This window comes from Rhodococcus sp. NPDC079359, from assembly GCF_040702585.1.
Taxonomy (GTDB): Bacteria; Actinomycetota; Actinomycetes; order Mycobacteriales; family Mycobacteriaceae; genus Rhodococcoides.
In genome coordinates this window covers 1-13,178 of sequence record NZ_JBFBLH010000008.1, presented here as the reverse complement: position 1 = coordinate 13,178, position 13,178 = coordinate 1, and the positions used below count along the sequence as shown (strand labels likewise).

Sequence of the window (13,178 nt, the reverse complement as noted above, 5' to 3'; positions counted from 1 at the left end):
TCAGCTCTCCACCAATCGACCCTCGGTGACGACATCGATGCCGTCGATGGACACGGTGCAGGCGCGCATTCCGATGTCGAGGTGTGCGTAGGAGTCTCGGCCGAGTACGGGGTGTGGGCCGGTGGACCACAGGAAGCTGCCGGCGAACGCGCGGGCGTCCATGCCCATGATGTCGTCCTTGCCGTACATCGCGGCCGCGAACCAGTCGCCGGTCTTCATCAGTCCCCAGCCCATGTGGGACAGGTAGCGCGCCCACTTGTCGTTGGAGTCGGCGAAGAACATGTTGAGCAGCGCCGCCTCGCCGCCGCCGGTGACCTCGTCGATGTGACCGTTGGTGACCGTCAGCGTCGTCTCGTCTCGGACGTACTCCTTGAACGGCAACAAGATGTCGCCCTCGGACAGCACGATCTTTCCGTTGGAGATCTCCGGCCAGCACAGCACCATCGTCGACGGCCAATGATCCCAGCGGCCCTTGTCGTCGGCGAAGCCCACCTGGAACTCGGGCTGCGAATTGCTCAGTTGCACGGTGAGATCGGTGCCGGCCTCGTTGGTGATGCGCATGGTCGAACCGTTGCGGATCAGGTCGACACCGGCCTGTACTCGCTCCTTGTCGCCGTCCTGGGGCATGTTGCGGATCAACACGTCCGGGGCGTCGCAGACGAAGATGATGCGCGTTCCGGCGGCCAGGATCTCCTGCTGGATGGGCGCGTGGATGAAGCCTTCACTGGTGAGGTCGACCACGAGGTCCGCGCCCTTGAGCATGTCCTGAGCCACCGAACTGTTCATGACCGACACCAGGCCGGGGCCTGCCCCGGTGTGGGTGCTCGGCATCGGCGCCGGACTACCGCCGGGGACCGTTGCCGCGAGCACCTGGGCACCCAGGCTCTGGGCCGCACCGAAGGCAGCCGAGATGTAATCACCGCGGCTCGACGGTTCCGCGAGAATCACCACCTGCTCTCCGGGCTGAACTTTGCACAGCTCGAGCTGACGGGTGAATGCGCGCAACAGATCAGCTGATCGCAGATCGAACATCTCGGTTCCTCTCGTGATCGTTCTCGGTCGTCCGTGTCTCGGTGATACCGCCCAGTAGGGCAAGGTCTTTCAGATAGGGCACTTCGTCGCGTGCGTCGAGCATCTCGCGTCGAGTCACTGTGGCCGATACCGATCCGACGCCCTCGTCCATCTCGACGATGGTGCGCCCCTGCGGTCCGACGATGACGCTGTGGCCCGCGAACCGTGGGCCGTCGCCGGCCTGTCCGGTGAGTCCGGCGGCCGCGACTACGACGCCGTTCTCGAGTGCACGGGACCGGGTGAGTAGCTTCCACACGTGCAGGCGAACGTGCCCGAATGCGGACGGCACGGCGATGACATCGGCTCCTCGCTGGACCAGATCGCGGACCGTCTCGGGAAAGCCTGCCTCGTAGCAGATCACGACGCCGATGGTGCCGAACGGAGTGCTGACCAGCAGTCCGCTCTCCGCGCCAGGAGTGAACACCGATTTCTCTCGGTCCCAGAGAAAACGCTTGTGTCCCACAGCCAGCAGGCCGTCCGGACCCACGACGAGCGAGCTGTCGAAGACGACTCCTGCGGAGTCACGAAACACGATGGCCGTCACCAGAACCGTGTCGGTATCGGCAGCGAGCTCACCGAGCGCGATCGATGTACGACCGGGTACCGACTCGGCCATCGAATCGAGGTCGTCGAGATCGTAACCGCTGGCGAACAATTCGGGTAGGACGATCAGCTTGGACCCGGCGGCGGCGAGCGTACGCACTTCTGCGGCCACTGCATCGATGTTCTGCTGCCAGGCACCGGTCCGCGAACCGGTCTGCACCACAGCGATATCGAACGTGTCGACCACCGGCTGGGTGTCGACGCCGCGCAGGCGGGCCGACGTGGTCATTGCGCCACCCGGTTCATGTCGGTGGTGTAGAACGGGCCGGCCAACCTGCCGAGGAATCGGTGTTGGAGTGTGTCGACATGCAGGTCGGTGGTGAGCAACCCGGGCCTGCTGGTCACCGTCGTCACGGTCCCGAGTACCAGGGTGTCCGAGCCGAGCGCAATTTCCTGCAACGTTCGGCATTCGAGCGAGACCAGGGATTCGAGGACCGACGGAGCCGAGACCGACACCGACGGCACCGCGGTCATCTGCGAGAGCTCGAACTCGTCGATCTCCGCATCGACGGTGGCGAAACTCGCGGTCACCGCATCCACGGTGTCGGCGGACGGAATGTTGACGACGAATTCGCCGGTGTCGCGAATGTTGACCAACGTGTCCTTGAGCTCTCCGGGGGACCCGATGCGCTCGCCGATGGAGATCATCAGCGTCGCCGGATTGCGCGAGGCGACGTTGAAGAAGCTGAACGGTGCCAGGTTGCGAACGCCGTCGCCGGAGACGGTCGAGATCCACGCGATCGGACGAGGTTGCACCGCGCAGGACAGCAGTTTGTACACATCCCCCGAAGACATCGAATCGATGTCGTGGCGGGTGCGATCCGTGAGCTCCAGAGAGTCGCCTACCTGGGAAGTCATCGAAACGAGCCTTCTTTCGCTTGCTGTGCAACCGATCGTGCAACCGATTGCGTTGCTCTGACGATAGAGGGGTTTCGAGCTCGATGTCGAGCTTTGGGCGACAAATCCGGAACCAATTAATGGCACCGTTACACGGGCACCGGCCGCGTAACCTCCGCCTTACTCGCCGCGCAGACCGGCCCGCGCCGAATCGGTTGCACTGTCGGGTCTACGCGGGGGCCCGTACCCCTCCGACGTCCCGTCGACGATGCGCACCTCGTCCTCCCACGGCAGTCGATAGGTTCCGTCGGCCAGGTCGCGAACGTAGGTGTACGGGCAGTCCTGCGCGCCACCGGCCAGGGCAGTGAACCCGCGATGCCCCAGTTGGTAGATGTTGTTCTCGACTCCCCATTCTCGACGTGCCGCATCGGCGCGGGACGGCTCGATCGATACCGTCACCACTCGATCGGGTGTCGAATCGCCGCGCTCGACGATGGTTCCTTCGTAGTCGCACACCATCGCCTCGCCCATCGACGGGATGCCATTGCCGTCCTCCCCCGCCAGACACACCGATGCCGTGTACGCCAAGTTGTGAAAGGCATTGGCCTCGTTGGTGATACGCCAGGACTGCCGCAGCGGAAACTTGTACCCGGCCGTGCGCAGCAGCACGTTGGCACCGCGGTAGCTCGCCTCCCTGGCGACTTCGGGGAACATCCCGTCATGACAGATCAACAACGACAGAACCGAACCCTTGGGCCCCGGGCAGACCGGCAGACCCATATCGCCTGGCTCCCAGGGCTCCTTGGGCGTCCAGGGATGCAGTTTGCGGACGTACAGGGCTACGTCGCCTCGGTCGTCGACGATGATTCCGGAGTTGAACGGCGCCCCGCCCGGGTTGCGTTCCATGATGCTGAAGCACCCCCAGACCTTCGACTCGCGGCACGCGGCACGCAGTTGCTCCACCTGCGGACCGTCCATATCGCACATCACCTCGTCGGATGCCCACGAGGACTTACGTAAGCCGTGCAGCGAATACTCCGGGAACACCACGAGATCCAGGGCCGAGAATCCAGCCTTCGCCTCACGCAACTGCCTGCATACGCGATCGGTCGTCGCATCCACGTCGGCCATGCTGGTGATCAGCGGAACCTGTTGTTGAACCAGGCCGAGTGTGAGCGACGTCGGCGATGGATTGAGACCACCCAAACCTGTCATCGAATGTCCGTTCCTCGAGAGCAACTTGTTGCGCAAACGATTGCGCACGGTGCTAGCTTAGGGGTCATCAGGGGTCGGGGCAGCGCCGACGGAGGACCGAGGGGAACCGCCAGTGGACAGCACTACGTCGGGAAGCGTCACGCTCAAAACGGTTGCAGCTGCTGCGGGAGTGCATGTCTCGACCGTTTCCCGAGCTCTACGACGCGTCGCGCTCGACCCGGCCGGTGCCAGCGCCGGAGATCTGCGATTGTTCGAGCTGGCCCGCGAGATGGAGTACGTCCCCAACCCCAACGCGGCGAGCTTGACCACCAAGAAGTCCACCGCGTTCGGAGTACTCGTCCCACGATTGACCGACGTGGTGCTCTCGGCGATGTACGACGCCATCGAGGAAACAGCGAACCGGGCCGGGTACGAGACCTTCGTCGCCAACACCCACGACGATCCGATTCAGCAGCGTCGCCGCATCGATCTGTTGCTCGGCCGCAACGTCGACGGCCTGATCTTCGGTGATGCTCGCCTCGACAGCGAGAACCTCGAGGACCTTCACCGCCGAGGGATCAAGTTCGTACTCATCAGCCGTAGATACCCGGGGATGACCTCGGTGACGTGCGACGACCATCGGGGCGGCTACCTTGCCGGCGAGCACTTGGCCAGGCTCGGCCACACCCGAGTGGGGATCGTGTCCGGCCCGGCGTGGGCCAGCACCGGAATCGACCGATCGGAGGGCTGCCGAGCTGCCCTCCGCGATGCAGGCATCGACGTTCCCGACGAGTACGTACGGGAAGAGGGCTTCGATCCCGAGGCCGGACGACGCGGGGCCACAGCACTTCTGGCGTTACCGACACCTCCGACCGCGATCTTCGCGACCAACGATTTCAGCGCCATCGGAGTCCTCGGAGTCCTGCGCGAAGCGAAACTACAGCCGGGACGCGACATTGCGGTCGTCGGCTACAACGACATCTCGATCTGCAGCGAATTGACGGTGCCCTTGACGACAATTCACAGTCCGCACCGCGAAATCGGCACACGCGCAGCCGAAATGCTGCTGGCCGTCACCCACGGACTGCCGGTGTCCTCGGTGGCACTCACACCGACACTGGTCGTCCGCGATTCCACGGTTCCGGGGCGAACTGCACCGACACAGTTCTCGCCGGTCGGCGGGTAACCGCAGTCATCGGTGGGCGTAGTGCGACGTGACGGAGATCGCCACGGCGTTCTACCAGCACTTTCCTCGTGACGGCCCTCATCGACGTGCACTTCCATGTTTGGCAGACCCTCGGTCCAGGGAAGGCGTCGAGAAGACGCAGCCGAGGCACATCGGTGCGTCACCGAATTTTGAGGAGACAGTGACATGCCCACCACAGTGGCCGATCAACTCGTTCGAGGACTCGTCGACGCCGGCGTTCAGCGCATCTACGGCATCGTCGGCGACAGTCTCAATCCGGTGGTCGACGCGGTGCGCCGTACCGGTGGATCGGCCAAGGGCGGTATCGACTGGATTCATGTCCGACACGAGGAAGCGGCGGCGTTCGCTGCTTCGGCCGACGCGCAGACCACCGGCACGTTGGCCGTCTGCGCCGGCTCCTGCGGGCCCGGGAACCTGCATCTGATCAACGGCCTCTACGACGCACACCGTTCCGGCGCACCGGTTCTGGCGATCGCGTCGCACATTCCCAGCAGCGAGATCGGCTCGGGCTACTTCCAGGAAACGCACCCCGACCGTCTCTTCGGTGAATGCTCGCTCTACAACGAATTCGTCTCCACTGCCGACCAGGCTCCCCGGGTGTTCCGCGCGGCGATCAACGCCTCCATCACCGGCGGCGGGGTGTCGGTCGTGACACTCCCCGGAGACATCGCCGAGCTGTCGGCGTCCGGCACGATGGATCCCATTGCCGTTCCGTCCACACCGGTCGTCACACCGCCTGCGGCGGACATCCAGAAGCTGGCCGACGCCATCAACAACGCCGAGAAGGTTGCCATCTTCGCCGGCTACGGCGTCAAGGGCGCCCACGACGAGGTGGTCGCGTTCGCCGACACGATCGGCGCTCCCGTCGGACATTCGTTGCGCGGCAAGGAGTTCATCCAGTACGACAACCCGTACGACGTCGGAATGACGGGCTTGCTCGGGTACGGCGCAGCCCATGCGGGTATCCACGACGCAGACCTGCTCATCCTGCTCGGCACCGATTTTCCGTACCAGCAGTTCCTGCCGGAGGACGTCACCACCGCACAGATCGATATCGATCCGACGAAGCTCGGACGCCGAACCTCGGTGCAGTACCCGATCCACGGTGATGTTCTCGCGACGTTGAATGCGTTGCAGCCGTTGGTCACTCGCAAAACCGACCGCCGGTACGTGGAGAAGTGGGTGGACAAGCACAACGACCTCATGGGCAAGACGATCGGCGCATACACCCGCAACGCCGAAAAGCTCGTTCCCATCCACCCCGAATACGCCGCGTCGGTGCTCGACGACCTCGCCGCCGACGACGCCGTCTTCACCACGGACACCGGAATGTGCAACGTGTGGACCGCGCGCTACATCAACCCCACCGGCAGAAGGGCCTTCGTCGCGTCGATGCTGCACGGTTCCATGGCCAATGCCTTGCCGCACGCCATCGGCGCGCAATTCGCCAACCCGGGCCGCCAGGTCGTCTCGATCTCCGGCGACGGCGGGTTCTCGATGCTGCTCTCCGAACTCCTGACCGTCGCGATGTACAAGCTGCCCGTCAAGATCGTGCTGTTCGACAATTCCACACTCGGCATGGTCAAGGCCGAGATGCTCGTCGACGGTCTGCCCGACTTCGGCGTCGACGTGCCGCAGGTCGACTACACCGGCATCGCTGCCGCCGCCGGCATCCACGCACAACGCGTCGAACAGCCCGGTGACATTCGCAGCGCACTCGAAACCGCTTTTGCGGTCGACGGTCCGGCACTGGTCCAGCTGATCACCGACCCGATGGCGCTGTCGGTGCCGCCGACCATCACCGGGGAGCAGATCAAGGGATTCGCGCTCGCGATGAGCAAGGTCGTGCTCAACGGTGGCGTCGGCGAGGCAGTCCGGATGGCCAAGTCGAATCTGCGCAACGTGCCACGGCCGTAGCAACGTCTCGTACGCAGCGGTGCGATCATCGAGGTGATCGGGCGGGCAGTTATTGTCGACACACCGCCCAAACCGGACACCTCGATCCGGTAACCGACCGTTCCGGAAGGCACAACCATGGCCATCGACTACACCCGCAAGCCCTCGACCGGGCAGAACCCAGCGCAGCAAAGCGGAGCTCCCGTCAGCCTGAGCAAAGTGACGCTGTCCAAGGCGTCACCGACGATCAGCCTCACCAAGTCCGGTGAGAAGCAGGGTTCGATGCGGGTGAACCTTAATTGGTCGACCGGCGCACCCGCGGCACAGCCGAAGAAGAAGGGCTTCCTGGCCAAGCTGGCCGCGGCGTCGTACGGCTCCGGCGGTGTCGATCTCGACCTCGGCTGCCTCTACGAACTGCGCGACGGTTCCAAAGGCGTCGTCCAGGCACTCGGAAACAGCTTCGGTTCACTGCAGGATGCCCCGTTCATCGCGCTCGACGGTGACGATCGCTCCGGTTCGGTCAGCGGCGGCGAGAACATGCACATCAACCTTGCCCATCCCGAGAAGTTCGCTCGAATCCTGATCTTCGCGATGATCTACGACGGCGCACCGAACTGGGCCGCAGTGGACGGAGTGGTGACGCTCTACCCCACCAGCGGACCGCAGGTAGAGGTACGCCTCGACTCTGCCGAGAACTCCGCGCGAATCTGCTCGATCGCGTTGTTGGAGAACACCTCTGCGGGCATTACCGTCACCCGCGAGGTCGAGTACATCCAGGGGAGCCAGGCCGATCTCGACAAGAAGTACGGCTGGGGACTGCGCTGGGCGGCGGGCCGCAAGTAGTCAGAGAGGTTGCGGCGGAATCATTTCCAGCCGGACGCCGATCAATCGAACCTCTCTCGTGTGGTCGAGGCGATCGACGAGCGCCACCGCAGCAGAGGTCAGAATCTCCGGATCGAAGGTCGGCGCGCCGACGATCGGTGCGCTGACGGTATGCGTCTCGAACGGCGCGTAGCGAATCTTCAGTGCAGCTCGAACTGCCGGCCGGTTCTCGGCCTCGATGTCGGCCAACACCTTCGACGTCAAACCGGCCACCTCGTCTCGGATGACCGCCCAGTCGGCGACGTTGGTCTGGAACGTGATCTCATGACTGTGCGACCGTGCAACCCACGGCTCGGACGTCACCGGTGCGAGGTCGATGCCTCGTCCTTTCGTACCGAGCCACGGACCGATCTTCGGCCCGAACGCGGCGGCGAGGTCCGCGTCCTCGGCATCGGCAAGTTCTCGGACTGTCGAGATGCCGAGGGCGGCCAGCCTCTTCGAGATCTTCTTGCCGATCCCCCACAACGCATCGGTACTGCGATCGCCCATCACCTCGAACCAGTTGTCCTGTGTGAGCCGGTAGACGCCCTGCGGCTTGTCGAAATCGGTGGCGATCTTGGCTCGTAACTTGTTGTCCCCGATACCGACCGAGCAATGCAACCCCGTCGCGTCGAAGACAGCGTCGTGCACTGTCTTCGCTACCCCCTCGGGGTCATCGGTCTCGACACCGAGAAAAGCCTCGTCCCAACCGATCACCTCGACGACGAATCCCAACGTCCGCAGAGTGTCCATCACCATCGCCGACGCCTCGTCGTACGCCGGCTTGTCCACGGGGAGGAAGACGGCGTCGGGAATCTTCTTCGCGGCGACGCGCAGTGGCATTCCGGATCCGACGCCCTTCGCACGCGCCTCGTAGGAGGCGGTCGAGACCACCCCACGCTCGGTGGGATCTCCCCTGCCGCCGACCACCACTGCCTTGCCCGCCAGATCCGGATTGCGGAGCACTTCCACGGCAGCGATGAACTGATCGAGGTCGACGTGCAGTACCCATCGGTGCCGCGCTGAGTCGGTCGGTGTACTCCCGGTCATAGTGCTCAGTCTGCCCGTGGTGTCTCATGACGCCATGACGAAATCGATATCTCGCACCATCGGGCGAGTAGTACTGGGAGCGTTCCTAGTCTTCGCCGGCCTCAGTCATCTCTTCTGGGCGCGCGAGACGTTCGCAGCGCAGGTTCCCGAGTGGGTGCCGCTGAGCACCGACTTCGTCGTACTGGCATCGGGCGTCGTGGAGATCGTGCTCGGCTTGGCACTGCTGTTCTGGACGGCTCGCGCGCCGCTCGTGGGTTGGGTGGTCGCAGCGTTCTTCGTCGCGGTCTTCCCCGGCAACATCTCACAGTTCCTCACGCACACCGATGCGTTCGGCCTCGACTCCGACACTGCGCGAGGAATCCGATTGCTGTTCCAGCCCCTGCTGATCCTCTGGGCACTGTGGTGCACCGGGGCATGGGCGCAGTACCGACAGTCACGACATGGACGCAGCAGGAGTCAGTAGGTCGACCGTTGCTCTGCTGGGGCAATGCCGTGGTGCAACTGCGCCACGTCAGGGTGCGCTCGCGTTCGGGACTTCCACGCGTTTTCGCCGTAGGTGCGGTAGATGGGGTTGTCGGGATCGTTCTCGACGCCTCGTGACTGCAGCGCCAACTCCGGTGGCAGTTCGATGACAGGTACGACGGCATCGAGGGCGGGGCTCAGGAAGTGTGGCACGGAGACTCGATCGGTGCCGGGCCCGGGCGCGACCACCCGATGCCGCGTCGCCCGTAGATAGCCGCCGGTCGCCACTTCCAACAGCTCGCCGATGTTGACGATGAACGCCCCGTCCATTGGCGGCACGTCGATCCAGGTGTCGGGCGTCGTCTCCACCTGCAGGCCGGTCGAGTCCGGCTCGACGAGCAGCAGCGTCAGCACCCCGGAGTCCTTGTGCGCACCGACGCCCTGCGAATGATCGGAAGTGCCCGGGTAACGCACGACCTTCATCAGTGTCGCGGGCGCGGTGGCGAAAGCGTCGTCGAACGCGGTCTCGGGCGCTCCCAGGGAATGTGCCCAGTGCCGAAGCAGCCGGAGTCCAAGACCCGACACCGTCCGTTCCCACTGCTCGAACGTCTCTCTGAATCGTGCGGGCTGCGAAGGCCAGAGATTGGGGCCCTGAAGATTCCAGTAGCCCGCCGCACCCTCGATCGCCGGACGTTCGGGACCGATGTCGATCTGCTCCCGCCAATCCACCCGACCGTTGGTCAGCTCGCCACCCACCCGCGAGTAACCGCGGAAGTGCGGGCTCTTCAGCTGACTGATCTCGTCCTTGACATGGTCCGGCACGGCGAAGAACTCACGCGCTAGGCGAAGCACATCGTGCATACGTGCGTTCTCGATCCCGTGTCCGACGAGATAGAAGAAGCCGGACCCGTGAGCCGCTTCACGCAGCGACAGCTCGAACGAGCGGGGGTCGTCATCGGCCAGACCGAGATCCAGAACGGGAAGCATGCTCGCAATTGTCCTCCGCACCTGACGCGTCGGCCAGCACTGTTGAGGTTCGATGAATATCGGCGCGTGGATGCCAGACTGGACGCCATGAGCCCTGAAGCACTCGACATCACCGTCGTCGGTCACGGCGCAGCGACCTACCCACCAGAGCAGTGCACACTCTCGCTCACCGTTCGCACCGACGGCCGCACGGCGGAGTCCGCGTCCGAACCCGCTCAGCAACTCGTCCGGGAACTCACGAGACTGGTCGAGCCGCTCTACAACAGCGACGGCGGACCGATCGATCGTTGGTCGGTGGATCAGGTGCGCCACTCGCGCCACCGCCCGTTCAACAACGACGGAGAACAACTCCCTTACGTCTACCAAGCCGAGGCGTCGGTGGAGGTGCAGTTCAGCCAACTCGATCTGGTGGACGCGTTCGTCTACGCAGCCTCTGCACTGGAAGGAGTGTCGATCGACCACTTCGGCTGGGACCTCACCGAATCCAGCAGAACCGCTCGTACTCTCGCGGTCCGAGAACTCGCTGTGCGCGACGCCGTCTCCAAGGCCGAGGCCTATGCATCGAGCCTGGGCCGTACGGGCGTGAACGCTGTGGCGATAGCCGACCCGGGCCTGCTTCCTGGGACCACCGAACATGGTGGAGCCGAGCCCTCCGCTCGCATGTTCGCCGCGCAGTCGACCCCTGCCGGATTCGCACTGAAACCCGAGAACATCACGATCTCCGCGAGCGTGCACGCCCGGTTCACGGCCTCCTGACGCGTCGCGCCTAGGCTCGAATCATGAATCGAGACGATGCCCGACGCCTCTGGCCGCGGCCGCCGCTGCTGCCGCGTCCGATCCTGATGGATCAGCGCTGGGAACGGCTCGTCTTTCTGCATTGGCGAGTTCCGAGTTCGGCCGTCGCCCCGCTGTTGCCTCGCGGGTGCACGCCCGACGAATTCGACGGCTCGTCATGGGTCGGGCTGATCGGCTTCCATATGGTCGGTGCCGGCCTCGGTTACCGTCACCCCGTTCCGTACTTCGGCACGTTCGGTGAGATCAACGTGCGCCTGTACTCGATCGACGCGGAAGGTCGACGCGGCGTCGTGTTCCGATCCCTCGAGGCATCCAGACTCGCAGTCGTTCTGGGCACCAACGCCGCTCGCATTCCCTATCGCTGGTCGTCGATCGACATAGACGACGACACGACGACAATCGGCTATCGAAGTCGGAGACTCGCTCCCCCGCGTCGCGGTGCCACAACGGACTTCGGAATCGTCCGAGGAACTCGCGATATGTCCGAGGACGCACTCGCGGTCTTCCTCACCGCGCGATGGGGCTTGCACACATCGTTGGCAGGGCGATTGCTCTACGTACCGAACGTGCACCGACACTGGCAGCTGGTCGATGCTCAACTCACCCACTGCTCCGACGAGCTCGTCGCTGCGGCAGGCCTACCCGATGTCAGTACCCGGCCACCCGACTCGGTGCTGTACTCCCCCGGTGTAGAAACTCAGTTCGGCAAGCCCTACACCGTGCGCGGCCGGTAGAAGATAACGTGCCCCGAGGATAGTTCGACGACCCAATCTCCCTCTGTGGCAGCACCGTCCGAGTGGGAGCTCGACGTCACACTCTCCCGCAGTACGAGATACCCGGCGTCGAGCGCGAGGTCGAACAACAGCTTCGTGCCGTCGGAGAATTCGACGGCAGGATCGTCGCCGGTCGAGAGTCGGACCACAGAGGCACCGATCGAAGGAAGCCTTTCGACGGTCGGGGTCTCCGCCTTCGGGTGCTCGGGTGCGGGCCACGATTCGACGGCCCCTCCCGGTCCACACAACACGGTCGAACCGTCCACCGCGGTGTACTCCCAGGATTCGACTTCGTCTCGCGGGGCGGCCACCACCCTTTGCCTGCCCTCGAACGTCAGACGGAGAACACCGGATTCGTCGTAGTCTGCGTCCTCGCATACAAGACCGTGCAGTGTTGCGAAAGCTCGTAGACCCTCGAACTGATTGTCTTCATCGACAGTGAGGCCATCGATCACTACCTCACTGAAAGCAACGCTGGCACCGTTGTCGAACTCGATACTCAGATCGAAATCGAGCAGAATTCTGCTGACACGGCGCCGTTCGACGGGAAGTTTCATCGACATCGACTGTGCCACAGAATCTCGTCGACACCCACAAAGCCTCGCCGGGGAGAGGATGTTGGACCCGGCGGCGAGCGAATGCGCGCGCGTTCGTCGGGTGCGCGGGAATTGGTGAGTGGTCGGGGCGCGATTGTGCGCGCGGATGGCGAACGCGCGCGCGTCTGTGTCGGGACCACCATCGTAGGCAACTCGGGGGCGACAGTGTGGAGCCGGCACCCGGGTCCAAACCCTGATCGTCGCGAATGCGCGCGCGTTCGTCGGGTGCGCGGGGAATGGTGAGTGGTCGGGGCGCGATTCCGCGCGCGGATAGCGAACGCGCGCGTGTGTGTGTCGGAGGGGGTGGGGGCTGGGGTGCCGGGCAGCTCGTGGGTCCGCTATTGCAGGCATGGCAGTTGCTGCCGCCTATGCATCGCCGCGAATGCGCGTGCGTTCGCCGGGTGCGCGCGGATAGCGAACGCGCGCGCGTCTGCGCTCGTATTCGTGGTCCGCGGTCGCGTCGTCTGACCGCATCCAGGTCCAGGCCTGGGCTGTAAGCGAATGCGCGCGCGTTCGTCGGGTGCGCGGGAATTGGTGTCTGGTCGGGGCGCGATTGTGCGCGCGGATGGCGAATGCGCGCGCGTCTGCGTTCGTAAGAGCGTCCGCGGTCGCGTCGTCAGTCTGCCCGCCGAGGTCAGGCCCGGATCGTCGCGAATGCGCGCGCGTTCGTCGGATGCTCGTGGATAGTTTGTGGTGTGTGTGGTTTCGAAATGCAGAATGGCCCTCGACCGTGGTCGGGGGCCATTCTGGGATGTTGTGTTCGGCGGTGTCCTACTCTCCCACACCCTGTCGAGTGCAGTACCATCGGCGCTGGAGGGCTTAGCTTCCGGGTTCGGAATGGGACCG

13 protein-coding genes and 1 rRNA gene are annotated in these 13,178 nt (G+C 64.4%); 6 read left to right on the top strand and 8 right to left on the bottom strand.

The genetic code is table 11. The features are described from left to right. The 4 genes from AB0362_RS18730 to AB0362_RS18715 form a co-directional block, all read right to left on the bottom strand. Entirely contained in the window at positions 1-1,032 is a 1,032-nt protein-coding gene (locus tag AB0362_RS18730; RefSeq protein WP_283347516.1) for a hypothetical protein, read from the bottom strand. Continuing rightward, entirely contained in the window at positions 1,010-1,903 is an 894-nt protein-coding gene (locus tag AB0362_RS18725) for a carbon-nitrogen hydrolase family protein (protein WP_317533743.1), read from the bottom strand. Before AB0362_RS18725 ends, AB0362_RS18730 begins: the two co-directional genes overlap by 23 nt. Beyond that, on the bottom strand, positions 1,900-2,532 hold the full coding sequence (locus AB0362_RS18720; protein ID WP_317533744.1) for a flavin reductase family protein: 633 nt from the start codon (positions 2,530-2,532) through the stop codon (positions 1,900-1,902). Before AB0362_RS18720 ends, AB0362_RS18725 begins: the two co-directional genes overlap by 4 nt. A gap of 159 nt (positions 2,533-2,691) precedes the next feature. After that, positions 2,692-3,726: a formamidase gene (locus tag AB0362_RS18715; protein WP_317533745.1), complete on the bottom strand. Its 1,035-nt coding sequence runs from the start codon at positions 3,724-3,726 to the stop codon at positions 2,692-2,694. Positions 3,727-3,838: 112 nt separating this feature from the next. Here AB0362_RS18715 and AB0362_RS18710 point away from each other — a divergent pair, with 112 nt between their 5' ends. The 3 genes from AB0362_RS18710 (at position 3,839) to AB0362_RS18700 (ending at position 7,651) form a co-directional block, all read left to right on the top strand. Further along, the gene (locus AB0362_RS18710) at positions 3,839-4,891 is read left to right on the top strand and encodes a LacI family DNA-binding transcriptional regulator (RefSeq protein WP_317533746.1); all 1,053 of its coding nucleotides are present in this window, start codon (positions 3,839-3,841) and stop codon (positions 4,889-4,891) included. 186 nt (positions 4,892-5,077) lie between these two features. Further along, the gene (locus AB0362_RS18705) at positions 5,078-6,829 is read left to right on the top strand and encodes a pyruvate dehydrogenase (RefSeq protein WP_317533747.1); all 1,752 of its coding nucleotides are present in this window, start codon (positions 5,078-5,080) and stop codon (positions 6,827-6,829) included. Between the two features lie 117 nt (positions 6,830-6,946). Continuing rightward, complete coding sequence (locus AB0362_RS18700; protein ID WP_068051137.1) at positions 6,947-7,651, top strand: Tellurium resistance; 705 nt, start codon at positions 6,947-6,949, stop codon at positions 7,649-7,651. Here AB0362_RS18700 and AB0362_RS18695 read toward each other — a convergent pair whose 3' ends face one another. Next, complete coding sequence (locus AB0362_RS18695; protein ID WP_317533748.1) at positions 7,652-8,719, bottom strand: DNA polymerase IV; 1,068 nt, start codon at positions 8,717-8,719, stop codon at positions 7,652-7,654. It lies immediately after the preceding gene. 34 nt (positions 8,720-8,753) lie between these two features. Between AB0362_RS18695 and AB0362_RS18690 the strand changes: the two genes are divergently transcribed. Next, positions 8,754-9,182, top strand: a complete 429-nt coding sequence (locus AB0362_RS18690) for a DoxX family membrane protein (protein ID WP_149407892.1) — start codon at positions 8,754-8,756, stop codon at positions 9,180-9,182. On the opposite strand, the gene AB0362_RS18685 is transcribed toward AB0362_RS18690, so the two are convergent. Next, positions 9,176-10,168: a 2-oxoglutarate and iron-dependent oxygenase domain-containing protein gene (locus AB0362_RS18685; protein WP_317533749.1), complete on the bottom strand. Its 993-nt coding sequence runs from the start codon at positions 10,166-10,168 to the stop codon at positions 9,176-9,178. The genes AB0362_RS18690 and AB0362_RS18685 overlap by 7 nt on opposite strands. 87 nt (positions 10,169-10,255) lie before the next feature. Here AB0362_RS18685 and AB0362_RS18680 point away from each other — a divergent pair, with 87 nt between their 5' ends. Further along, positions 10,256-10,924 (top strand): SIMPL domain-containing protein, encoded by a 669-nt coding sequence (locus AB0362_RS18680; protein ID WP_300522450.1) that lies wholly within the window; start codon positions 10,256-10,258, stop codon positions 10,922-10,924. A gap of 23 nt (positions 10,925-10,947) precedes the next feature. Next, positions 10,948-11,697: a DUF2071 domain-containing protein gene (locus tag AB0362_RS18675; RefSeq protein ID WP_283347500.1), complete on the top strand. Its 750-nt coding sequence runs from the start codon at positions 10,948-10,950 to the stop codon at positions 11,695-11,697. Here the strand turns inward: AB0362_RS18675 and AB0362_RS18670 are convergent. Beyond that, positions 11,676-12,293 carry a DUF6188 family protein gene (locus tag AB0362_RS18670; RefSeq protein ID WP_317810791.1) on the bottom strand — a complete coding sequence of 206 codons (618 nt, stop codon included), beginning with the start codon at positions 12,291-12,293 and terminating at the stop codon, positions 11,676-11,678. The two genes, AB0362_RS18675 and AB0362_RS18670, sit on opposite strands and share 22 nt — an antisense overlap. Positions 12,294-13,090: 797 nt before the next feature. Next, positions 13,091-13,178, bottom strand: a 5S ribosomal RNA gene (gene rrf, locus AB0362_RS18665); the annotation flags it as partial.

Excerpts from the sequence above, each read along its gene's own strand:
- AB0362_RS18730 (WP_283347516.1), bottom strand. The coding sequence starts at position 1,032 with ATGTTCGATCTGCGATCAGCTGATCTGTTGCGCGCATTCACCCGTCAG.
- AB0362_RS18725 (WP_317533743.1), bottom strand. The coding sequence starts at position 1,903 with ATGACCACGTCGGCCCGCCTGCGCGGCGTCGACACCCAGCCGGTGGTC.
- AB0362_RS18720 (WP_317533744.1), bottom strand. The coding sequence starts at position 2,532 with ATGACTTCCCAGGTAGGCGACTCTCTGGAGCTCACGGATCGCACCCGC.
- AB0362_RS18715 (WP_317533745.1), bottom strand. The coding sequence starts at position 3,726 with ATGACAGGTTTGGGTGGTCTCAATCCATCGCCGACGTCGCTCACACTC.
- AB0362_RS18705 (WP_317533747.1), top strand. The coding sequence starts at position 5,078 with ATGCCCACCACAGTGGCCGATCAACTCGTTCGAGGACTCGTCGACGCC.
- AB0362_RS18700 (WP_068051137.1), top strand. The coding sequence starts at position 6,947 with ATGGCCATCGACTACACCCGCAAGCCCTCGACCGGGCAGAACCCAGCG.
- AB0362_RS18695 (WP_317533748.1), bottom strand. The coding sequence starts at position 8,719 with ATGACCGGGAGTACACCGACCGACTCAGCGCGGCACCGATGGGTACTG.
- AB0362_RS18690 (WP_149407892.1), top strand. The coding sequence starts at position 8,754 with ATGACGAAATCGATATCTCGCACCATCGGGCGAGTAGTACTGGGAGCG.
- AB0362_RS18685 (WP_317533749.1), bottom strand. The coding sequence starts at position 10,168 with ATGCTTCCCGTTCTGGATCTCGGTCTGGCCGATGACGACCCCCGCTCG.
- AB0362_RS18680 (WP_300522450.1), top strand. The coding sequence starts at position 10,256 with ATGAGCCCTGAAGCACTCGACATCACCGTCGTCGGTCACGGCGCAGCG.
- AB0362_RS18675 (WP_283347500.1), top strand. The coding sequence starts at position 10,948 with ATGAATCGAGACGATGCCCGACGCCTCTGGCCGCGGCCGCCGCTGCTG.
- AB0362_RS18670 (WP_317810791.1), bottom strand. The coding sequence starts at position 12,293 with ATGAAACTTCCCGTCGAACGGCGCCGTGTCAGCAGAATTCTGCTCGAT.